The organism is Actinomyces marseillensis, assembly GCF_900155605.1.
Classification (GTDB): domain Bacteria; phylum Actinomycetota; class Actinomycetes; order Actinomycetales; family Actinomycetaceae; genus Pauljensenia; species Pauljensenia marseillensis.
The window spans coordinates 1,553,740-1,574,928 of sequence record NZ_LT707420.1 but is presented as its reverse complement, the minus strand read 5'-3'; the positions used below and the strand labels follow the sequence as shown (position 1 = coordinate 1,574,928).

Annotated in this window: 20 protein-coding genes; all 20 read left to right on the top strand. The window is 56.4% G+C overall.

The annotated features are described in order from the left end of the window. Positions 1-2,384, top strand: a 2,384-nt coding sequence (locus BQ8011_RS06950) for an HAD-IIA family hydrolase (protein WP_234952152.1), incomplete at its 5' end; no start/stop codon positions are given. Positions 2,385-2,386: 2 nt separating this feature from the next. Further along, positions 2,387-2,527 carry a hypothetical protein gene (locus tag BQ8011_RS09070; RefSeq protein WP_173656062.1) on the top strand — a complete coding sequence of 47 codons (141 nt, stop codon included), beginning with the start codon at positions 2,387-2,389 and terminating at the stop codon, positions 2,525-2,527. Continuing rightward, on the top strand, positions 2,524-3,393 hold the full coding sequence (locus BQ8011_RS06945) for a TlyA family RNA methyltransferase (RefSeq protein ID WP_072455903.1): 870 nt from the start codon (positions 2,524-2,526) through the stop codon (positions 3,391-3,393). The genes BQ8011_RS09070 and BQ8011_RS06945 overlap by 4 nt, the downstream gene beginning before the upstream one ends. Beyond that, positions 3,390-4,250 (top strand): NAD kinase, encoded by an 861-nt coding sequence (locus BQ8011_RS06940; protein ID WP_034503568.1) that lies wholly within the window; start codon positions 3,390-3,392, stop codon positions 4,248-4,250. The genes BQ8011_RS06945 and BQ8011_RS06940 overlap by 4 nt, the downstream gene beginning before the upstream one ends. Further along, the gene (locus BQ8011_RS06935) at positions 4,247-5,722 is read left to right on the top strand and encodes an AAA family ATPase (protein ID WP_084797513.1); all 1,476 of its coding nucleotides are present in this window, start codon (positions 4,247-4,249) and stop codon (positions 5,720-5,722) included. Before BQ8011_RS06940 ends, BQ8011_RS06935 begins: the two co-directional genes overlap by 4 nt. Positions 5,723-5,755: 33 nt before the next feature. After that, positions 5,756-8,332, top strand: a complete 2,577-nt coding sequence (locus BQ8011_RS06925) for an HAD-IIA family hydrolase (protein ID WP_234952151.1) — start codon at positions 5,756-5,758, stop codon at positions 8,330-8,332. 2 nt (positions 8,333-8,334) lie between these two features. Beyond that, complete coding sequence (locus BQ8011_RS09065; protein WP_173656062.1) at positions 8,335-8,475, top strand: hypothetical protein; 141 nt, start codon at positions 8,335-8,337, stop codon at positions 8,473-8,475. Beyond that, positions 8,472-9,341, top strand: coding sequence for a TlyA family RNA methyltransferase (locus BQ8011_RS06920; RefSeq protein WP_072455903.1), 870 nt, complete (start codon positions 8,472-8,474; stop codon positions 9,339-9,341). Before BQ8011_RS09065 ends, BQ8011_RS06920 begins: the two co-directional genes overlap by 4 nt. Continuing rightward, on the top strand, positions 9,338-10,198 hold the full coding sequence (locus BQ8011_RS06915; protein WP_034503568.1) for an NAD kinase: 861 nt from the start codon (positions 9,338-9,340) through the stop codon (positions 10,196-10,198). The genes BQ8011_RS06920 and BQ8011_RS06915 overlap by 4 nt, the downstream gene beginning before the upstream one ends. Continuing rightward, positions 10,195-11,880 (top strand): DNA repair protein RecN, encoded by a 1,686-nt coding sequence (gene recN, locus BQ8011_RS06910; RefSeq protein WP_072455901.1) that lies wholly within the window; start codon positions 10,195-10,197, stop codon positions 11,878-11,880. The genes BQ8011_RS06915 and recN overlap by 4 nt, the downstream gene beginning before the upstream one ends. Then, positions 11,877-13,085: a putative cytokinetic ring protein SteA gene (gene steA, locus BQ8011_RS06905; RefSeq protein ID WP_072455899.1), complete on the top strand. Its 1,209-nt coding sequence runs from the start codon at positions 11,877-11,879 to the stop codon at positions 13,083-13,085. Before recN ends, steA begins: the two co-directional genes overlap by 4 nt. A 10-nt stretch (positions 13,086-13,095) precedes the next feature. Next, complete coding sequence (locus tag BQ8011_RS06900; RefSeq protein ID WP_034503562.1) at positions 13,096-14,001, top strand: copper transporter; 906 nt, start codon at positions 13,096-13,098, stop codon at positions 13,999-14,001. Positions 14,002-14,010: 9 nt separating this feature from the next. After that, the gene (locus BQ8011_RS06895) at positions 14,011-14,628 is read left to right on the top strand and encodes an NUDIX domain-containing protein (protein WP_081940820.1); all 618 of its coding nucleotides are present in this window, start codon (positions 14,011-14,013) and stop codon (positions 14,626-14,628) included. A 138-nt stretch (positions 14,629-14,766) separates the two neighbouring features. Continuing rightward, positions 14,767-15,459 carry a helix-turn-helix transcriptional regulator gene (locus BQ8011_RS06890; protein ID WP_034503557.1) on the top strand — a complete coding sequence of 231 codons (693 nt, stop codon included), beginning with the start codon at positions 14,767-14,769 and terminating at the stop codon, positions 15,457-15,459. A gap of 38 nt (positions 15,460-15,497) precedes the next feature. Beyond that, positions 15,498-16,940: a Fe-S cluster assembly protein SufB gene (sufB, locus tag BQ8011_RS06885; RefSeq protein ID WP_034503555.1), complete on the top strand. Its 1,443-nt coding sequence runs from the start codon at positions 15,498-15,500 to the stop codon at positions 16,938-16,940. Next, positions 16,940-18,121: a Fe-S cluster assembly protein SufD gene (gene sufD, locus BQ8011_RS06880; RefSeq protein WP_034503553.1), complete on the top strand. Its 1,182-nt coding sequence runs from the start codon at positions 16,940-16,942 to the stop codon at positions 18,119-18,121. Before sufB ends, sufD begins: the two co-directional genes overlap by 1 nt. A 62-nt stretch (positions 18,122-18,183) precedes the next feature. Then, the gene (gene sufC, locus BQ8011_RS06875) at positions 18,184-18,936 is read left to right on the top strand and encodes a Fe-S cluster assembly ATPase SufC (protein WP_034503551.1); all 753 of its coding nucleotides are present in this window, start codon (positions 18,184-18,186) and stop codon (positions 18,934-18,936) included. Positions 18,937-18,945: 9 nt separating this feature from the next. Continuing rightward, entirely contained in the window at positions 18,946-20,223 is a 1,278-nt protein-coding gene (locus tag BQ8011_RS06870) for a SufS family cysteine desulfurase (protein ID WP_072455897.1), read from the top strand. After that, a complete protein-coding gene (gene sufU / locus BQ8011_RS06865; RefSeq protein ID WP_072455895.1) occupies positions 20,223-20,690 on the top strand; it encodes a Fe-S cluster assembly sulfur transfer protein SufU in 468 nt (155 codons plus the stop codon). Before BQ8011_RS06870 ends, sufU begins: the two co-directional genes overlap by 1 nt. Then, positions 20,690-21,157: a metal-sulfur cluster assembly factor gene (locus tag BQ8011_RS06860; RefSeq protein WP_072455893.1), complete on the top strand. Its 468-nt coding sequence runs from the start codon at positions 20,690-20,692 to the stop codon at positions 21,155-21,157. The genes sufU and BQ8011_RS06860 overlap by 1 nt, the downstream gene beginning before the upstream one ends. Positions 21,158-21,189 lie beyond the last annotated feature (32 nt).

Here is a 21,189-nt window from a genome sequence, read left to right as displayed (position 1 = left end):
GTCGTCGTTTTGATCGTGATGACCGTCGTGGGGGTGAGCGTTCCGATCGTTCGCGTTTTGATCGCGGTGATCAGCGCGATGGTCGTCGTTTTGACCGTTCTGAGCGTGATTTCCGTTCTTCTGATTCTCGTGAGCGTCGCTTTGATGGTGAGCGTTCGGGGCGTTTTGACCGGGATTCTAGAGACCGTCGCTTCTCAGGGCGCGACGACGGCCGGGGGAGTCGTCGTTTTGATCGTGATGACCGTCGTGGGGGTGAGCGTTCCGATCGTTCGCGTTTTGATCGCGGTGATCAGCGCGATGGTCGTCGTTTTGACCGTTCTGAGCGTGATTTCCGTTCTTCTGATTCTCGTGAGCGTCGCTTTGACGGCGAGCGCTCGGGGCGTTTTGACCGCGATTCTCGCGACCGTCGCTTCTCAGGGCGCGACGACCGCCGAGGCACAGGACGCGATTTCCGAGATACGAAGCGCAGCAGCGCACCTCGTTCGCGCGACGAATACACCGCACCCAACGGAGATGAACCAACTATCCCCGCCGGCGTATCAGCTGAAGAACTGGATAAAGATGCGTTGCGTTCCCTGGCAACGCTATCGGGGATCAACCGCGACATTGTCGCTCGACACCTTGTTATGGCCGGTCAGTTGATCGACCTCGATCCTGAGCTCGCATACAAGCACGCTAAGGCTGCAGCTTCTCGCGCGGGCCGTGTCGACGTTGTCCGTGAGGCCTCGGCGCTGACGGCTTACGCTGCAGGACACTACGAAGAAGCACTGCGTGAGGTGCGTGCGATGCGTCGTTTGCGCGGAGACCTCTCTTTGCGCGCTATTGAAGCCGACTGCGAACGCGGACTTGGGCGTCCTGAGCGAGCGATTGAAATCATTGACCAGACGGATACCTCTCAGCTCGACCTTGCAGAGCAGGTTGAGTTGGTTCTCGTCTCCTCAGGTGCGCGCGCAGATTTGGGGCAAAATGAAGTCGGCCTCGTTATTGTCGATGACGCGATTGCTGCTCTTGGCGAGGATGCTGATCCCGAGTTCCTTCGCCGCCTGATGTCGGTTCAGGCAGATCGCTTGCGCGAACTTGGCCGCGATGAGGAAGCTGATCAGGTTGAGGCAAACATTCCTGAAGAGGAAGAAGATCCCGACATTGTTGACGTTGGTCTTTTTGCCGATGCAGATGTCGATGATCGTCGTTCACCGCTGAAAGGCTCGAAGGGAGCGCTCTACACGAACTTTGACGCAGCTCTTCTGGATCTTGACGGTACTGCCTACTCTGGCAAGCTTCCTATCGAACACGCAGCTACGGCCGCTGAAGAAGCGCGCGAAGCCGGCCTGAAGATCGGTTTCGTAACGAACAACGCTTCGCGTACTCCGCTCACTGTTGCCGAACAGCTCAAGGAACTGGGCTTCAAAGCCGAGCCGAAGGACATCATGACCTCGGCGATGGACGTTATTGCTGTGATGAGCGAGCACCTCGACGAGGGAGCATCGGTATACGTGGTTGGCGGAGAAGGCTTGCGTCAAGCACTCCGCGAAGCTGGCTATGTTCTCGTTGACAGTGCTGACGAGGAACCCGCGGCGGTTGTCCAAGGCTTTGATGCCTCGGTGACCTGGACTCAACTTACTGAGGCCGCCTTTGCCTTGCAGCGTGGCGCGCAGTATTTTGCGACGAACCTCGACGCAACACTCCCGCAAGAACGCGGATTCGCACTTGGAAATGGCGCGCTTGTGCGTGCGGTGAGCTACGCGACCCGGAAGCGCCCGGTTGCTGCAGGCAAGCCTGAACCCGGTATCTATCAGCGCGCTGCCGAGCTCCTTGATAGTGAGAATCCAATTGCAGTCGGAGACCGCCTCGAAACTGATATTCTCGGCGCTGTTGCGGCCGGAATCCCGGCACTGCATGTTCTTACCGGTGTCCACGACGCTCGCGCGGTAATTTGTGCGCCCAGGGGTCAGCGCCCCAGTTATCTCGCAATGGATATGCGCGGATTGCTTGAAGAACACCCGTCGCCGAAGCACCACGCGGATGGAACGTGGACCTGCGGCGTCTCGCAGGTCGCGCGCCTGCGACGCGACGGCCATCTGACCCTGGATGACGTTGAATTGCGTGAAGGCGCAGTCATCACGATCGATTCCTATCGTGCGCTTGCCGCTGCAGCGTGGGATTCTTCTTCCGATCTTGACGTGGTTTGCCCGACTGTGACGGTCGTTGCCAACGATGACCCCTCTGGTGTCTTCGAGGCGCTCGAAGAAGAAACTGTTGAGGCGCCTGTTTCTATTGCTGAACAGACTGCGGAAGGCAAAGAGGCGCTTGAGTTTCTTCCCGGCGAAGAAGACCTCCAAGAACTTCTCGCAGAGACCGCTGATCTTGAAGAGCAGGACGACTGATTATGCCGTCTGAAGTGAGCGAGACGGGGAGTTCATCCTTGCCCGATAACTTCGATGAACTCCCAGTCGCGCAGCAGATCGAGTTGCTTGAACAGCTAGATCTGCGCCTTCGGCGCAAGCTTGAGGAGCGCATTGCCCCATGAAATTGCGTCGTATCGATTCAGAACTTGTTCGGCGGAACATGGTGCGCTCGCGTTCTCACGCACAAGAGTTGATTGCGCAGCGACGCGTCCTTCTTGACGGACAGGTTGTTGAAAAACCCGCACGCCAAATGGATCCGGCGCAGGCTTTGGTCATCACTCAAGGCGATGATCCGGACTACGTCTCTCGAGGTGCATTTAAGCTTGCAGGTGCCCTCGATGCCTTGGCAGATCGTGCACCTACTGTTGAAGGACGGCGATGCATGGACGCGGGGGCCTCGACTGGTGGCTTTACTGACGTCCTGCTTCGTCGAGGCGCGGCGAGTGTCGTTGCAGTTGATGTCGGATACGGTCAATTAGCTTGGCGTCTTCAAAGTGATCCCCGTGTGGAAGTCATGGACCGAACGAATGTACGGCTCATGAAAACGGGAGATATCGACCCGGCACCGCAGTTGGTCGTGGGGGATCTTTCATTTATTTCTTTGACCCTCGTGCTTCCTGCCCTGGTTGCTGTAGCGGATCCGCAAGCAGATTTCCTACTCATGGTTAAACCGCAATTCGAAATTGGTAAAGACCGTCTCGGAAGTGGTGGAGTGGTGAGGAATCTCGATCACCATCGAGAGACCATTGCCAAAGTAATCGAGTGCGCGCGAAATCTGGGCCTTGGGATCGCCGCCGTTGAGGCCTCGCCGCTTCCCGGACCTTCTGGAAACGTCGAGTATTTTGTTTATATGCGCGCTGACCATCCCAATGCTCTTGAAGAAGACCAAATTCCAGGAGCTATCGACAGAGCAGTCCTCGAGGGGCCTGCTGGACGCACGCGCGCGGCGCACTCCGCTCACGATGCGCAGGAGGGAACGGCCTCGTGAAGAAAATTCTCTTAGTTCGCCACGTTCAACGCCCTGCTGCCATTGCAGCAACTGAAGTCGCAATGCGCGAGTTGGAACAGCTCGGTATCGCGGTTGTGAGCGAAGACCCGCTCAAATCAGAAGTAGCAGACGGCGATTCTCCCGAACTTGTTTTGGCGATGGGCGGCGATGGAACGATTCTTGCCGCGGCAGAAAGTGCTCGTCGCTACGACATTCCTCTTTTGGGAATTAACGCCGGCCATATGGGCTTCCTTGCCGAGGCCTCTCCCGAGTCGATACCGAAGCTCATGCATCGTCTTGCTACGGGTGATTTTGACGTTGAAAAGCGCTCAACACTTGATGTCTCCATCAAGCTTCCCGGCGATAACACCATCGAAGACTGGGCACTCAACGACGCAGTCGTGAAGCACACCGATCCAGCGCACCCGGTTCATCTGATTCTCGTTGTCGACGGACAGGATGTTTCTACTTACGGTGCTGACGGCATGATCTTGTCAACGCCGACTGGGTCAACGGCCTATTCCTTCTCTGCAGGCGGCCCGGTTGTCTGGCCAGATACTGAGGCTGTTGTCATTTCTCCGATTGCAGCGCATGGTCTCTTCACTCGTCCTCTTGTCGTCGGGCCTAGTTCGACAATCGAAGTATTCATCAATGAAGAGAATTGGAGCGCACCGGAAGTGTGGTGTGATGGGCACCGGCGTACCGTGGCTCCTTCGGGAACATCTGTCATTGCCAAGGTTTCGGCGAACCCGGTTCGCTTGGTCCGGATGTCACACACTCCTTTTTCTGAGCGCCTCGTGACTAGGTTTAACCTGCCCGTGCGGGGGTGGAGAACTCCGGAGGGGAACGCTTCATGATCGAGTCATTGGACATTGACAACCTCGGCGTCATTGAAAGCGCACACGTTGACTTTGGCTCGCGCTTTACGGTGCTCACGGGGGAAACCGGTGCTGGTAAAACGATGGTGCTGACCTCCCTCAATCTTTTGCTGGGTGGGCGCGCTGACCCGCAGATGGTCCGCCGAGAAGGGGAGGACGAGAGCGCTGCACGGGCGAGCGTCGACGGTGTTTTTTCAGTTCCTCCATCGATCGCTCAAGAAATTGACGAGATGGGCGGGGCGGTTGATGACGGTCTTTTGTATGTCTCTCGTACCGTTCCGTTGAACGGGCGTTCTCGGGCTGCCTTGGGTGGGCGCGCAATGCCGGCCTCAGCGCTGTCACGAATTGTTGGCTCTTTGGTGACGATTCACGGCCAATCTGATCAGCTGCGTCTGCGCTCGCAATCAGCTCAGCGAGACGCTTTGGACTCCTATGGAGATGCTCAGCATAAAGAATTGCTGGCCTCCTACGGGCATGCGTGGAAGAAAGCGGTGGAGATTGCCAATCGTCTTCGTGAGGTGCGCCGCTCAAGTATCGAGCGGGAAGAAGAGATTGCCCGCCTGAGCCAGGCTCTGGAACTTTTCGATGCCCTCCGCCCACACGAAGGCGAAGAGGAAGAAATGGTTTCGCAGATCCAACGCCTGACGAATACGGAGGACCTGCGTCGCCATGTTGGAGCTTCGCTTGCCTTCTTAGAAGGAGACGAGGACACGGATGGGGTTATTGATCTCATTGGACGGGCACTGGATTGCCTACGTACGGCGGCGCGTTTCGATCATTCGTTGACCGCTATCGGCCAGCGCTTTAAGCAATCCGCCCTTGAATTATCGGCAGTACGTGACGATCTTGCGCACTATCTCTCTACCGTCGAGGCCGATCCTGAAACGCTAGCGGCACTACACGCTCGTCGTGCGTCTTTACGCCAGTTGATGGAAGGGCGAGCAGCAGATATTAGCGGACTTCTTGAATGGGAGAAGGAAGCTCGTGCCCGCTTGCAGGCGCTAACCGGTGAAGATGATGACCCCGAATCCCTTGAGCGGGCTTTAGCGCAGGCTCAAACAGCTGTTCTTGAATGGGGCGACAGACTCGCTGCATCACGCCGACAACTTGGCGCGGAANACCTGGAAGCTAAGCCCGCAAGCGCCGATGGTACTGCACCTGGGAGGGTGTGGGAGAGTAGGACACCGCCACAACACACTCAACGGCTTGGCCCCGGAACCCACACGGTCCCGGGGCCAAACCTTTATATACTGATGCTCGCAAGGCGAGCGAGCGGCCGACTACCGCGACGATGCCTAGGCTGGGTGATACGACACCCAGATACGATTTACGCAACGCGGTCGACGAGGCCAATCCCACAGTTTTTGGCAATCCACAGGTTGTCAAGCGCGCTGGCTTGTTTGCTACTCGCCCATTATGCTGGATGCGTTCATAGTTTTAATTCAAGATAGGTGCGGTCGAAGGGCCCGAAGAAAGTAGGAATTGTGGCAGATAGGTTTGACTCCTCGCAGCGTCGCGGACGTGGATCAAGGGGAGACGGCGGTTCATACTCTCGCGGCGATTCTTCTCGTGGACCGCGCCGTTTCAATTCTTCCGATCGACGTTCCTCGCGTGATGGTGGGCAAGGTTTCGACCGTCAGGGACGCTTCGCCGATCGCGACCGTGGCAATTTCGATGGTCGTCGTTTTGATCGTGATGACCGTCGTGGGGGTGAGCGTTCCGATCGTTCGCGTTTTGATCGCGGTGATCAGCGCGATGGTCGTCGTTTTGACCGTTCTGAGCGTGATTTCCGTTCTTCTGATTCTCGTGAGCGTCGCTTTGATGGTGAGCGTTCGGGGCGTTTTGACCGGGATTCTAGAGACCGTCGCTTCTCAGGGCGCGACGACGGCCGGGGGAGTCGTCGTTTTGATCGTGATGACCGTCGTGGGGGTGAGCGTTCCGATCGTTCGCGTTTTGATCGCGGTGATCAGCGCGATGGTCGTCGTTTTGACCGTTCTGAGCGTGATTTCCGTTCTTCTGATTCTCGTGAGCGTCGCTTTGACGGCGAGCGCTCGGGGCGTTTTGACCGCGATTCTCGCGACCGTCGCTTCTCAGGGCGCGACGACCGCCGAGGCACAGGACGCGATTTCCGAGATACGAAGCGCAGCAGCGCACCTCGTTCGCGCGACGAATACACCGCACCCAACGGAGATGAACCAACTATCCCCGCCGGCGTATCAGCTGAAGAACTGGATAAAGATGCGTTGCGTTCCCTGGCAACGCTATCGGGGATCAACCGCGACATTGTCGCTCGACACCTTGTTATGGCCGGTCAGTTGATCGACCTCGATCCTGAGCTCGCATACAAGCACGCTAAGGCTGCAGCTTCTCGCGCGGGCCGTGTCGACGTTGTCCGTGAGGCCTCGGCGCTGACGGCTTACGCTGCAGGACACTACGAAGAAGCACTGCGTGAGGTGCGTGCGATGCGTCGTTTGCGCGGAGACCTCTCTTTGCGCGCTATTGAAGCCGACTGCGAACGCGGACTTGGGCGTCCTGAGCGAGCGATTGAAATCATTGACCAGACGGATACCTCTCAGCTCGACCTTGCAGAGCAGGTTGAGTTGGTTCTCGTCTCCTCAGGTGCGCGCGCAGATTTGGGGCAAAATGAAGTCGGCCTCGTTATTGTCGATGACGCGATTGCTGCTCTTGGCGAGGATGCTGATCCCGAGTTCCTTCGCCGCCTGATGTCGGTTCAGGCAGATCGCTTGCGCGAACTTGGCCGCGATGAGGAAGCTGATCAGGTTGAGGCAAACATTCCTGAAGAGGAAGAAGATCCCGACATTGTTGACGTTGGTCTTTTTGCCGATGCAGATGTCGATGATCGTCGTTCACCGCTGAAAGGCTCGAAGGGAGCGCTCTACACGAACTTTGACGCAGCTCTTCTGGATCTTGACGGTACTGCCTACTCTGGCAAGCTTCCTATCGAACACGCAGCTACGGCCGCTGAAGAAGCGCGCGAAGCCGGCCTGAAGATCGGTTTCGTAACGAACAACGCTTCGCGTACTCCGCTCACTGTTGCCGAACAGCTCAAGGAACTGGGCTTCAAAGCCGAGCCGAAGGACATCATGACCTCGGCGATGGACGTTATTGCTGTGATGAGCGAGCACCTCGACGAGGGAGCATCGGTATACGTGGTTGGCGGAGAAGGCTTGCGTCAAGCACTCCGCGAAGCTGGCTATGTTCTCGTTGACAGTGCTGACGAGGAACCCGCGGCGGTTGTCCAAGGCTTTGATGCCTCGGTGACCTGGACTCAACTTACTGAGGCCGCCTTTGCCTTGCAGCGTGGCGCGCAGTATTTTGCGACGAACCTCGACGCAACACTCCCGCAAGAACGCGGATTCGCACTTGGAAATGGCGCGCTTGTGCGTGCGGTGAGCTACGCGACCCGGAAGCGCCCGGTTGCTGCAGGCAAGCCTGAACCCGGTATCTATCAGCGCGCTGCCGAGCTCCTTGATAGTGAGAATCCAATTGCAGTCGGAGACCGCCTCGAAACTGATATTCTCGGCGCTGTTGCGGCCGGAATCCCGGCACTGCATGTTCTTACCGGTGTCCACGACGCTCGCGCGGTAATTTGTGCGCCCAGGGGTCAGCGCCCCAGTTATCTCGCAATGGATATGCGCGGATTGCTTGAAGAACACCCGTCGCCGAAGCACCACGCGGATGGAACGTGGACCTGCGGCGTCTCGCAGGTCGCGCGCCTGCGACGCGACGGCCATCTGACCCTGGATGACGTTGAATTGCGTGAAGGCGCAGTCATCACGATCGATTCCTATCGTGCGCTTGCCGCTGCAGCGTGGGATTCTTCTTCCGATCTTGACGTGGTTTGCCCGACTGTGACGGTCGTTGCCAACGATGACCCCTCTGGTGTCTTCGAGGCGCTCGAAGAAGAAACTGTTGAGGCGCCTGTTTCTATTGCTGAACAGACTGCGGAAGGCAAAGAGGCGCTTGAGTTTCTTCCCGGCGAAGAAGACCTCCAAGAACTTCTCGCAGAGACCGCTGATCTTGAAGAGCAGGACGACTGATTATGCCGTCTGAAGTGAGCGAGACGGGGAGTTCATCCTTGCCCGATAACTTCGATGAACTCCCAGTCGCGCAGCAGATCGAGTTGCTTGAACAGCTAGATCTGCGCCTTCGGCGCAAGCTTGAGGAGCGCATTGCCCCATGAAATTGCGTCGTATCGATTCAGAACTTGTTCGGCGGAACATGGTGCGCTCGCGTTCTCACGCACAAGAGTTGATTGCGCAGCGACGCGTCCTTCTTGACGGACAGGTTGTTGAAAAACCCGCACGCCAAATGGATCCGGCGCAGGCTTTGGTCATCACTCAAGGCGATGATCCGGACTACGTCTCTCGAGGTGCATTTAAGCTTGCAGGTGCCCTCGATGCCTTGGCAGATCGTGCACCTACTGTTGAAGGACGGCGATGCATGGACGCGGGGGCCTCGACTGGTGGCTTTACTGACGTCCTGCTTCGTCGAGGCGCGGCGAGTGTCGTTGCAGTTGATGTCGGATACGGTCAATTAGCTTGGCGTCTTCAAAGTGATCCCCGTGTGGAAGTCATGGACCGAACGAATGTACGGCTCATGAAAACGGGAGATATCGACCCGGCACCGCAGTTGGTCGTGGGGGATCTTTCATTTATTTCTTTGACCCTCGTGCTTCCTGCCCTGGTTGCTGTAGCGGATCCGCAAGCAGATTTCCTACTCATGGTTAAACCGCAATTCGAAATTGGTAAAGACCGTCTCGGAAGTGGTGGAGTGGTGAGGAATCTCGATCACCATCGAGAGACCATTGCCAAAGTAATCGAGTGCGCGCGAAATCTGGGCCTTGGGATCGCCGCCGTTGAGGCCTCGCCGCTTCCCGGACCTTCTGGAAACGTCGAGTATTTTGTTTATATGCGCGCTGACCATCCCAATGCTCTTGAAGAAGACCAAATTCCAGGAGCTATCGACAGAGCAGTCCTCGAGGGGCCTGCTGGACGCACGCGCGCGGCGCACTCCGCTCACGATGCGCAGGAGGGAACGGCCTCGTGAAGAAAATTCTCTTAGTTCGCCACGTTCAACGCCCTGCTGCCATTGCAGCAACTGAAGTCGCAATGCGCGAGTTGGAACAGCTCGGTATCGCGGTTGTGAGCGAAGACCCGCTCAAATCAGAAGTAGCAGACGGCGATTCTCCCGAACTTGTTTTGGCGATGGGCGGCGATGGAACGATTCTTGCCGCGGCAGAAAGTGCTCGTCGCTACGACATTCCTCTTTTGGGAATTAACGCCGGCCATATGGGCTTCCTTGCCGAGGCCTCTCCCGAGTCGATACCGAAGCTCATGCATCGTCTTGCTACGGGTGATTTTGACGTTGAAAAGCGCTCAACACTTGATGTCTCCATCAAGCTTCCCGGCGATAACACCATCGAAGACTGGGCACTCAACGACGCAGTCGTGAAGCACACCGATCCAGCGCACCCGGTTCATCTGATTCTCGTTGTCGACGGACAGGATGTTTCTACTTACGGTGCTGACGGCATGATCTTGTCAACGCCGACTGGGTCAACGGCCTATTCCTTCTCTGCAGGCGGCCCGGTTGTCTGGCCAGATACTGAGGCTGTTGTCATTTCTCCGATTGCAGCGCATGGTCTCTTCACTCGTCCTCTTGTCGTCGGGCCTAGTTCGACAATCGAAGTATTCATCAATGAAGAGAATTGGAGCGCACCGGAAGTGTGGTGTGATGGGCACCGGCGTACCGTGGCTCCTTCGGGAACATCTGTCATTGCCAAGGTTTCGGCGAACCCGGTTCGCTTGGTCCGGATGTCACACACTCCTTTTTCTGAGCGCCTCGTGACTAGGTTTAACCTGCCCGTGCGGGGGTGGAGAACTCCGGAGGGGAACGCTTCATGATCGAGTCATTGGACATTGACAACCTCGGCGTCATTGAAAGCGCACACGTTGACTTTGGCTCGCGCTTTACGGTGCTCACGGGGGAAACCGGTGCTGGTAAAACGATGGTGCTGACCTCCCTCAATCTTTTGCTGGGTGGGCGCGCTGACCCGCAGATGGTCCGCCGAGAAGGGGAGGACGAGAGCGCTGCACGGGCGAGCGTCGACGGTGTTTTTTCAGTTCCTCCATCGATCGCTCAAGAAATTGACGAGATGGGCGGGGCGGTTGATGACGGTCTTTTGTATGTCTCTCGTACCGTTCCGTTGAACGGGCGTTCTCGGGCTGCCTTGGGTGGGCGCGCAATGCCGGCCTCAGCGCTGTCACGAATTGTTGGCTCTTTGGTGACGATTCACGGCCAATCTGATCAGCTGCGTCTGCGCTCGCAATCAGCTCAGCGAGACGCTTTGGACTCCTATGGAGATGCTCAGCATAAAGAATTGCTGGCCTCCTACGGGCATGCGTGGAAGAAAGCGGTGGAGATTGCCAATCGTCTTCGTGAGGTGCGCCGCTCAAGTATCGAGCGGGAAGAAGAGATTGCCCGCCTGAGCCAGGCTCTGGAACTTTTCGATGCCCTCCGCCCACACGAAGGCGAAGAGGAAGAAATGGTTTCGCAGATCCAACGCCTGACGAATACGGAGGACCTGCGTCGCCATGTTGGAGCTTCGCTTGCCTTCTTAGAAGGAGACGAGGACACGGATGGGGTTATTGATCTCATTGGACGGGCACTGGATTGCCTACGTACGGCGGCGCGTTTCGATCATTCGTTGACCGCTATCGGCCAGCGCTTTAAGCAATCCGCCCTTGAATTATCGGCAGTACGTGACGATCTTGCGCACTATCTCTCTACCGTCGAGGCCGATCCTGAAACGCTAGCGGCACTACACGCTCGTCGTGCGTCTTTACGCCAGTTGATGGAAGGGCGAGCAGCAGATATTAGCGGACTTCTTGAATGGGAGAAGGAAGCTCGTGCCCGCTTGCAGGCGCTAACCGGTGAAGATGATGACCCCGAATCCCTTGAGCGGGCTTTAGCGCAGGCTCAAACAGCTGTTCTTGAATGGGGCGACAGACTCGCTGCATCACGCCGACAACTTGGCGCGGAATTGAGCGCGAAAGTCACGAGTGAACTTCACGCACTTTCGATGCCGGATGCGAATTTCACTGTGTCATGGGAGGAGCATTCGCCCTCATCCACCGGTTTGGAAGATCCGGTCATGCTTTTGCAACCCCACCCACAAGCACCGCCACGCCCTCTTGGCGTGGGGGCATCCGGCGGTGAGCTCTCGCGAGTCATGCTGGCTTTAGAAGTGCTTTTGGGTGAATCTGACTCCGATGTGACCTTTATTTTTGACGAGGTCGATTCTGGAATCGGCGGGAAAACCGCTGTAGAAGTGGGAGCCCGTCTTGCGCGTCTTGCTGAGCATCATCAAGTCGTTGTCGTCACCCACCTCGCACAGGTTGCTGCTTATGCGGATCACCATCTTTTAATTGAGAAGAATGATGGACGTACGAGTATCCGCGTGCTCGAAGGAGAAGAGCGAGCAGGGGAGCTTGCGCGGATGATGAGTGGGGATGCGCACTCTGAGGCGGCGCGCCGGCATGCTTATGAGCTCTTGGGGCTGGACATGCCACAATCGGAAGCGTGAGCCAAGAAAAATCAGGACTTTCAGGTAGCAGGAGTACCTCGGTTGAGGGCCGCGTATGGATTGCGCGCGATCTCCATCAGAAGATTCCGACAATTGATGAAGGCGATTTCCTGCTCATCGAGGATAACGATCTTACACAGGCAGATGCCGAGCTTCTCATTGAAAGTGGCGTTCAGCTCGTCATCAATGCGGCGCTATCGGTCACTGGACGCGTGCGTAGTCGAGGCCCTCAGACACTGATCGATGCGGGTATCGTTCTCCTCGATGATTGTGGATCTGATGTCTGGGCGCTTAAAGACGGTGATTCGATTACGGTCAAGGGAACGGACATCCTACGAGAAGGCAAGCGAGTTGCTCAGGGGCACCGCTATGAGTCGCTGAAGGATCTTCCCTCAGACATTCCTGATGCGGATCAGGCTCTCTCCGACCAACTTCAAGCTTTTGAGGCCTCGACCTCGACATTCTTGGAATATGAAGGTGCGGGCGTCCTACGAGGGGAGGGCTACCCGGAGCTTGCGACGCAGGTTAGTGGCCGTCAGGTCCTGCTCGTCTGCGATTCCCCGCGTGCGAGCCAGCAGTTGCGTGATCTTGGCCAGTGGATTCGCGATACGCAACCGCTTGTGGTGGCAGTTGAAGGCGGCGCATTGCGCGCAAAGCGTGCGCATCTTAAACCCGCCATTATCGTTGGAGACATGACCGAGGTGCCTGACAAGATCATTCGTTCAGGTGCAGAGATTGTCGTTCCTCGTGCACATGAAGGAGATCAGGGGCGCGACCGTTTGAATCGTATGGGGATCGACTACCATCAGATCGATCTCAGTGCCTCGGCTCAAGATGTCGCAATTAGTCTTCTGAGCTTTATGGATCCCGCAGCGATTGTCGTCGCTGGCGATGCGCGCGAACTCGAGGACTACCTTGAACTGCCTCGTTCCGTCGTTACTCCCGCTTTTTTGATTCGCTTGCGAGCTGGTGATTTGTTGATTCCAGCCCATGCAGTGAGTGCAACATACCGGAGTCGTATTCGAGGCGGATGGCTCTTCCTCCTTGCATGCGTGCTTTTCGCGTCGATGGGAGTGGCACTTTGGGCTACTCCGTGGGGGCATGACCTCTACATGAGTGTCTGGAATTGGATCTCGCAATTGTGGTCCCCGTCGAATTCTGCTAGTTCCGATCTAGTCCACTGGACTGAAACTGTCACGTTCTAAGGAAGAAAACATGGTCAACTTTCGCTATCACATCGTGTCTTTGATCGCGGTTTTTGTTGCACTGTGCTTGGGGGTTGTCCTGGGTGCAGGGCCGCTGCAATCGCGTATTTCTTCCGGTTTGACGCCCACTACCTCGACGGCCTCGTCAAATGAGGCACTGGCGCAGGCTCAGAACAATAGCAAAATTGAAGCTCGCGCTGTTGCAGAGCTCGCCCAGGGGCGCCTTGCAGGATCGCTCAACGGCGTTTCAGTTGCGATCGTGACTGTTCCTGGAAGTGATAGCTCAGATGTTGCTTCCATGCGAGATACGCTTGGAACTGCAGGCGCTCAGGTCGTTGGTGAGGTTGAGCTTACCAACACGTGGCTCAGCGCCGACTCTGCAACTTTCCGCAACACCCTTGCAACTCCTTTGGCTTCGCACCTGACCGGTCTTGCCGGTGATGCCGGTGCAGAGGCAGTCATCGGACAGGCGATCGTCACCTCTCTGACTCAGAGCGGATCTGAACCTGATCTTGTCAAGCAGATTCTTACCGGGGGAGATACTCCCGTTATGCGCATGACCAAGGATCCGCAGGGCGGTGCCCAGGCTATCGTTGTCGTCGCACCTCGTGGCAACACTAGTGCAAATACGCAGACGGCAGATCCTTCCTCGCTCGCATCACAGGCATCATGGGAAGGCCTGGCAAAGACTATTGGGAATGCGCCTGCCGGTGGCCTCATCTTGGGTGATGCTTCGACTGATCGTTCTACTCTCACAGCTCTGCGTCGCGGGAATGTTCCGGCAACAACCGTTGATCAAGTCGGAACTACGCAGGGAACAATTTCGGCGGTTTTGGCGCTGAAAGATGCCCACTCAAGCGCACGTTCCTTCGGTGTCGGTAGCGGCGCAAGTGCAATTTTCCCTCCGGCCCAGTGAGGAATGACCATGACTGAGATTCGTGACCAACACGTTCCCGTTCAGACTCTTTCGTCGCGCGAGGTTTTTTCTGGAAAGGTTTTCGGTATTCAGCGCGACGAATTAGTCCTGAATGAAGCACAGGAACCGATCCTTCGCGAGTACATGTCTCATCCGGGGGCGGTCGTTATCGTCGCTCTTCGCGGTGACGGGGGAGAAGAAGAGATTCTCCTCGAACGTCAGTACCGTCACCCGGTCGGCGCCAAGCTATGGGAAGTACCGGCTGGACTCCTCGACATTCCGGGAGAAGACCCGCTGGTTGGAGCTCAGCGAGAACTCGCCGAAGAGGCAGACCTTGTTGCGGAGCAATGGGATGTTCTCCTGGATATCTTTAATTCCCCGGGCTGCTCGTCGGAATCGATCCGTATTTTCCTCGCACGCGAGCTCTCACAGACACAGACTCCCTTCGATCGAGAAGATGAAGAGGCTGATTTCGAATATCAGTGGGTCAAGCTCGATGATGCCGTCACTGCGGCATTGCAGGGGCGTTTGCACAACGCCTCGACGGTCTGCGCTGTTCTTGCAACCGAAGCAGCACGCAGGCGCGGATGGGAACTCAGAGGGGTATCATCCCCTTGGCTTCGATAGATTCAGGACCTTCGGCCCAAATTCTGTGACATGAGTCGCCTGTTCTACCGGGTATTTCGCAACGAAAATGTTGCTTAAAGAGCGTATGATTTTCCTGAGATTCAAGAGTTGTGAATGTAGATTCGCTTGGAGGGCAGCGTGGAAATCAGTGATGCGCGCACCCGGCAGCAGGTGCGTGATCTTGTTGTCGAAAAGGGGCCCGTCACAGCATCAACGATTGCACGGATCCTTGGGTTGACAACCGCTGCGGTGCGCAGGCACCTGACGATTCTGCTTTCCGACAGTGAAATTGCAGAGCATGAGTTTGCTCAGGTTGGTCGCCGCGGCAGGGGACGTCCGGCCCGTCATTACGTCGCAACCGCGCGTGCTCACGAAAAGCTTTCCGATAGCTACTCTGACCTGGCCGTCAAGGCATTGGGTTATCTCGGGCAAGTTGGTGGGGGAGAAGCCATTGACTCTTTTGCCGCTGCTCGTTCGCGCGAAATTGAAAGGCGCTACGCCTCGACTGTTCGCGAAGCTGGACATGACCCTCGCTTGCGCGCTCAAGCGCTTGCTGACGCCCTGACTGCTGATGGCTACGCTGCAACAGTGCGAGAGATCGGCGGAGGCGGATTTGCAGTGCAACTGTGTCAAGGTCACTGCCCGATCCGGCAAGTTGCCGGTGATTTTCCGCAGCTCTGCGAGGCTGAAACTGCCGCTTTCTCGCGACTGCTCAATGTTCATGTCCAACGACTTGCAACCCTTGCAGGCGGAGAACATGTGTGTACGACCCACATTCCTGTGGCAACGCCCGTGATCTCACCCGCAGCGCGAGCCGCTCTTCGCAAGTAGCTCGCACTCCAGAAATAACCGAATTGACGAGGAAAAATATGACCCAGTCACCACCGGTCACCGACGCAACTACTCTGAGTGACGATGAGATCATCAGTTCCATCGGCGCCTATGAGTATGGGTGGCACGATAACGATGACTATTCGAAAGACGTCCCTCTTGGGATCAACGAGTCGGTCGTTCGTTACATCTCCGATGTAAAGGATGAACCTCAGTGGATGCGTGAACGCCGCCTCAAGGCGTTGGAACTCTTCGAACGCAAGCCGATGCCCACCTGGGGTCCGGATTTGTCGCACGTTGATTTCGATGCATTCAAGTACTACGTGCGTCCGACTGATCGTCAGGTTAATGACTGGGAAGACCTTCCTGAAGAAATTCGCGATACCTACGATCGTCTGGGCATTCCAGAAGCCGAAAAGAACCGCCTTGTTTCGGGTGTCGCGGCTCAGTATGAGTCCGAGGTCGTCTACCAGCAGATTCAAGAAGATCTTGAACGTCAAGGTGTGATTTTCACGGACACAGACACTGGTTTGCGTGAACATCCCGAAATCTTCGAAGAATATTTCGGTAAGTGTGTTCCTTCCGGTGACAACAAGTTCTCTGCACTCAACACAGCTGCGTGGTCGGGTGGATCTTTCGTCTACGTTCCGCCGGGTGTGCATGTGAACATTCCTCTGCAGGCCTACTTCCGCATTAACACTCAGGCAATGGGACAGTTCGAACGAACGCTCATCATCGCGGACGAGGGTTCTTACGTCCACTATGTTGAGGGTTGTACCGCTCCGATTTATGACGAGAATTCCTTGCACTCCGGTGTCATCGAGATTTTCGTTAAGAGGGGCGCTCGCGTTCGCTACACGACGGTTCAGAACTGGTCGACTAACGTCCTTAACTTGGTGACTCAGCGTGCCATGGTTGAAGAGGGCGGGACCATGGAATGGGTTGACGGCAATATGGGTGCCGCCATCACTATGAAGTACCCGGCATGCTTCCTCATGGGTGAACATGCCCGCGGCGAGACCTTGTCGATCGGCTTCGCCGGTCCCGGGCAGCAGCAAGATACAGGCGCAAAGATGGTGCACATGGCGCCGCATACGTCTTCTTCGATCGTCTCAAAGTCGGTCTCTCGCGGCGGTGGGCGTACCTCCTACCGTGGCCTCGTGCAAATCAATGCGCGAGCACGTCATTCCAAGTCGAATGTTCTGTGTGATGCGCTTTTGGTCGACAAGGTTTCGCGTACCGATACCTACCCCTATGTCGACGTGCGCACGGACGACGTTGAAATGGGACACGAGGCAACGGTCTCTAAGGTGTCTGCGGACCAGCTTTTCTATCTGATGAGCCGCGGCTTGGATGAGAACGAGGCCATGGCGACCATCGTGCGCGGCTTTGTTGAGCCGATTGCCAAGGAACTTCCTATGGAATACGCCCTCGAATTAAACCGACTTATTGAATTGCAGATGGAAGGATCTGTTGGCTGATGACGACCCAAGAGACCATGGCCCGTCCGCATTCTCATGGAGCGGGAGCCCCGGTGGCACATTCCTCGCGTGGAGATCGCCCGACCTCGTTTTCGCTGAGCGATATTGCCGTCCCTCACGGACGTGAAGAAGACTGGCGTTTTACTCCAATGCGTCGCATTGAGAAACTCTTCGAAACTCAGAACTTTGAGTCTGAATCTTTGGGTGTGCGTATCGATGCTCCCGAAGAAGTCCTTGTTGAAGAAGTTACTCGTGATGATCAACGTCTTGGTAGCGTGCTTGCGCCCGGAGACCGTACTTCGGTTGTGGCATGGAACGCCTTCACAAGCGCACAGATTGTTACGGTTCCGAAGAAGACCGAGCTATCGGCTCCGATCATGATTGACATTGATGGAGACGAGGCGACTCGAGTCCAGCATCTAGCCCTTCGCGTCGAGTCGCAATCGGTCGCCACCATTGTCATGAATCATCGAGGCGGCGGGCATGGCGCGCTCAATCAGACCGTTGAGATCGAGGCAGGTGACGCCTCGGACCTTACGATCGTTTCCATTCAAGAATGGGATGATGAATTCCTGCACGCCTCCAACCACCGTATTGCGATCGGACGCGACGCGAAGGTCCGTCACATCATCGTGACCTTGGGTGGCGACTTAGTGCGTATCTGCTCCGACACCGATTACCGAGGCCCCGGTGGCGAGCTCACCATGCTCGGCCTGTACTTCGTTGATTCGGGTCAGCACTTGGAACACCGAGTCTTCGTTGATCATTCGCAGCCTAATTGCTACTCTCGCGTGACCTACAAGGGTGCGTTGCAGGGGAAAGACGCTCACTCGGTGTGGATCGGGGACTGCCTCATTCGTGAAGCTGCCGATGGAACCGATACCTACGAGCTCAACCGCAATCTTGTGCTCAGTGAAGGTGCGAAGGCAGACTCTGTCCCGAACTTGGAGATCGAGAATGGTGAAATCATCGGAGCAGGCCACGCCTCGGCAACGGGACGCTTCGATGATGAACAACTCTTCTATCTCATGAGCCGCGGAATTGCCGAGGCCGATGCACGACGTCTGGTCGTGCGAGGCTTCTTTGCCGAACTCATTGAGCAAATCGGCGTGCCCCAGGTGCAGGAACACCTGATGAACGCCATCGAAAAGGAACTGGAACGCGCCGCTCTTGGCGCCTGAGGCTACACGACAGTAGTACGAGAACTACAGTGCGGCGTCTAGCGCCGAAGAGGAGAAAAACAATGTCGACTTTGACGATTAAAGACCTTCACGCATCGGTTGAGACCGCTGAAGGACCGAAGGAAATTTTGAAGGGCGTTAATCTGACCATTAACTCCGGTGAGATTCACGCAATCATGGGCCCCAATGGCTCTGGTAAGTCCACCTTGGCTTATGCTCTCGCGGGGCACCCCGCCTACGAGATCACCAGCGGTGAAGCCTACCTCGATGACGCCTCGATCCTTGACATGAGCGTCGATGAGCGCGCCAAGGCGGGCCTCTTCTTGGCAATGCAGTACCCGGTCGAGGTTGCGGGTGTTTCCGTCTCGAACTTCCTGCGTACCGCCAAGACCGCCATCGACGGCCAAGCGCCTCAGCTGCGTCACTGGGTCAAGGACGTCAACCAGGCAATGGAAAACCTACGCATGGATCCCAGCTTCGCCGAACGTGATGTCAACGTCGGTTTCTCCGGTGGTGAAAAGAAGCGCCTCGAGATCCTGCAGATGGAGCTCCTCAAGCCTTCCTTCGCGATTTTGGATGAGACTGACTCCGGTCTTGACGTTGATGCCTTGCGTATCGTCTCTGAAGGCGTGAACCGCGTCCATGGAAACACCGGTTGCGGCGTCATGCTCATCACCCACTACACTCGCATTTTGCGCTACATCAAGCCCAGCCATGTTCACGTCTTCGTGAACGGTCAGGTTGCTGCGCAGGGTGGTCCTGAACTGGCCGATGAGCTTGAAGAGAACGGCTACGATTCCTACTTGGAGAAGTGACCCTGATCCGTGTCTGAAGATTTTTCGCTTCGTGAGCTGAGCCGCCTGCGTGCCGACTTTCCCATCTTGGGACGTGTCGGCCGCGGCGGCCAGGCGATCGCTTATCTCGATTTCAGTGCGACTTCACAAAAGCCGACACCAGTGATTGAAGCGATCACTGAGTTTTATCGCTCGACTAATGGGGCAGTGCATCGGGGGACTCACCTCCTTGGCGATGAATCAACTGCCGCTTTTGAAGAAGGTCGCTCGGTCCTTGCCAGCTTTATCGGTGCGCGAGCCGACGAAATCGTGTGGACGAAGAATGCAACCGAGGCGATTAATCTTGTGGCCTTGGCGATTCGCAATGCGACTGGGCCGGGGGAGAGCGCAGGCAACCCTCTTGCGCTCGCTCCGGGGGATCGCATTGTCGTAACTAGGGCTGAACACCATGCGAACCTTGTTCCCTGGCAGCAGTTGTGTCAGGCAACCGGTGCCGAACTGCGCTGGCTTGATTTGCATGAGGACGGACGAATCGATACCGATACACTCGATGTCATCAACGAGCGTACGCGACTGGTCGCCTTTACCCATGTCTCAAATGTGACCGGTGCGGTCTCACCCGTGAACCAAATTGTTTCTCGGGCACGCGAGTGCGGTGCTTTGGTTCTCTTGGATACCTGTCAGTCCAGTGCACACATGCCAATCAACGTTCGCGACTTGGGCGTCGATTTCGCCGTCTTTTCGTCGCATAAGATGCTCGGCCCAACGGGAGTCGGCGCGCTTTGGGGCAAGAGAGAGCTCCTCGACGCGATGCCTCCGGTTCTCACCGGTGGTTCAATGATCGAAAACGTCACTATGGAGAGCTCGAGTTTCATGCCGGCTCCTGAACGATTTGAAGCTGGTAGCCAGCCCATCGCTCAAATTGTTGGCTGGAGTGCGGCGCTGCGCTACCTATCCGCTATTGGCATGGACCGCGTTGCCGAACACGAGCGCGTTTTAACCGCCTACATGCTTGACGGAATTAGCGGAATCGACGGAGTGCGTGTTCTTGGGCCCGGCTCAGAATTTGAACGTATCGGTGTTGTTGCTTTCGCCGTTGATGGAGTTCATCCTCATGATGTGGGTCAAGTTCTTGATTCTCATGATGTTGCGGTGCGAGTCGGCCATCACTGCGCGATTCCGCTTCATAGCTTCTTTGGTGTTCGTTCTTCGTCGCGCGCGTCAATCGGGCCGACGACTTCGCGTGAAGAGGTCGACCGTTTTATTGATGCACTTGGCCAGGTTCGTTCCTATTTTGGAGGTTGCTGATGTCAAGCTTGGAACAGATGTACCAGCAGGTGATTCTCGATCATGCTCGCGAGCGTCACGGCTGCGGTAATCCCACTGAGTTATCCGCCTCTTCTCATCAGGTCAACCCGACCTGCGGAGATGAAACGACCTTGGGCGTGACACTGAGTGACTCCGGTGTCATCGAGTCCTTAGCGTGGGATGGGGACGGCTGTTCGATCTCTCAGGCATCCCTCTCGATGCTCTCTGACATGGTTGCAGGTGCGGATCTTGCTCGAGTACGTGAGCTCTATTCCGCGATGGAAACAATGATGCATTCACGAGGGCAAGGCGTGGATGATGACACTTTGGACCTATTAGAAGACGCGGCTGCCTTGGAGGGAACTTCTCAGTTCCCCAATCGTGTCAAGTGCGCGCTTCTTGGTTGGTATGCGCTGCGCGATGCTCTCGCGCAGCTTGGAACCGATATTGCAGGAGAAAACGAGTAATGGATACTTCTTCCAACCCGATGGCACAAAACGATGCCGTTGAGCAACGCTTTGCTCCTGCGGCCTCGACTCTGCCAGAGTCAGCTGCTTCTCACAGTGATGCACCCGCTCCTGGGAACGTTTTCAATATTGAGGGCACTGATATCAGAGAAGATGGGACTATCGCTGGAGTAGATGTCCTCGAGGCGCTCAAGGATGTCATTGACCCCGAACTTGGGATCAATATTGTTGACCTTGGCCTGGTCTATGGGATCAACATCTCGTCCAATGATGCCGTTGTCATTGACATGACGCTGACCTCCGCTGCTTGCCCCTTGACCGATGTGATCGAACGTCAAGCTCAGATGGTGTTAGCTCCGCTTTCCAACGATGTTCTGATCAATTGGGTCTGGATGCCAGCCTGGGGTCCAGATCGAATCACCAGCGATGGACGTGAACAGCTTCGCGCGATCGGCTTTAACGTCTGAGCGCGTAGTCCCCTGTGTGTGAACCCCTTCCG

Coding starts and splice junctions, on each gene's coding strand:
- BQ8011_RS09070 (WP_173656062.1), top strand. CDS start 2,387: ATGCCGTCTGAAGTGAGCGAGACGGGGAGTTCATCCTTGCCCGATAAC.
- BQ8011_RS06945 (WP_072455903.1), top strand. CDS start 2,524: ATGAAATTGCGTCGTATCGATTCAGAACTTGTTCGGCGGAACATGGTG.
- BQ8011_RS09065 (WP_173656062.1), top strand. CDS start 8,335: ATGCCGTCTGAAGTGAGCGAGACGGGGAGTTCATCCTTGCCCGATAAC.
- BQ8011_RS06920 (WP_072455903.1), top strand. CDS start 8,472: ATGAAATTGCGTCGTATCGATTCAGAACTTGTTCGGCGGAACATGGTG.
- recN (WP_072455901.1), top strand. CDS start 10,195: ATGATCGAGTCATTGGACATTGACAACCTCGGCGTCATTGAAAGCGCA.
- BQ8011_RS06900 (WP_034503562.1), top strand. CDS start 13,096: ATGGTCAACTTTCGCTATCACATCGTGTCTTTGATCGCGGTTTTTGTT.
- BQ8011_RS06895 (WP_081940820.1), top strand. CDS start 14,011: ATGACTGAGATTCGTGACCAACACGTTCCCGTTCAGACTCTTTCGTCG.
- sufB (WP_034503555.1), top strand. CDS start 15,498: ATGACCCAGTCACCACCGGTCACCGACGCAACTACTCTGAGTGACGAT.
- sufD (WP_034503553.1), top strand. CDS start 16,940: ATGACGACCCAAGAGACCATGGCCCGTCCGCATTCTCATGGAGCGGGA.
- sufC (WP_034503551.1), top strand. CDS start 18,184: ATGTCGACTTTGACGATTAAAGACCTTCACGCATCGGTTGAGACCGCT.
- sufU (WP_072455895.1), top strand. CDS start 20,223: ATGTCAAGCTTGGAACAGATGTACCAGCAGGTGATTCTCGATCATGCT.
- BQ8011_RS06860 (WP_072455893.1), top strand. CDS start 20,690: ATGGATACTTCTTCCAACCCGATGGCACAAAACGATGCCGTTGAGCAA.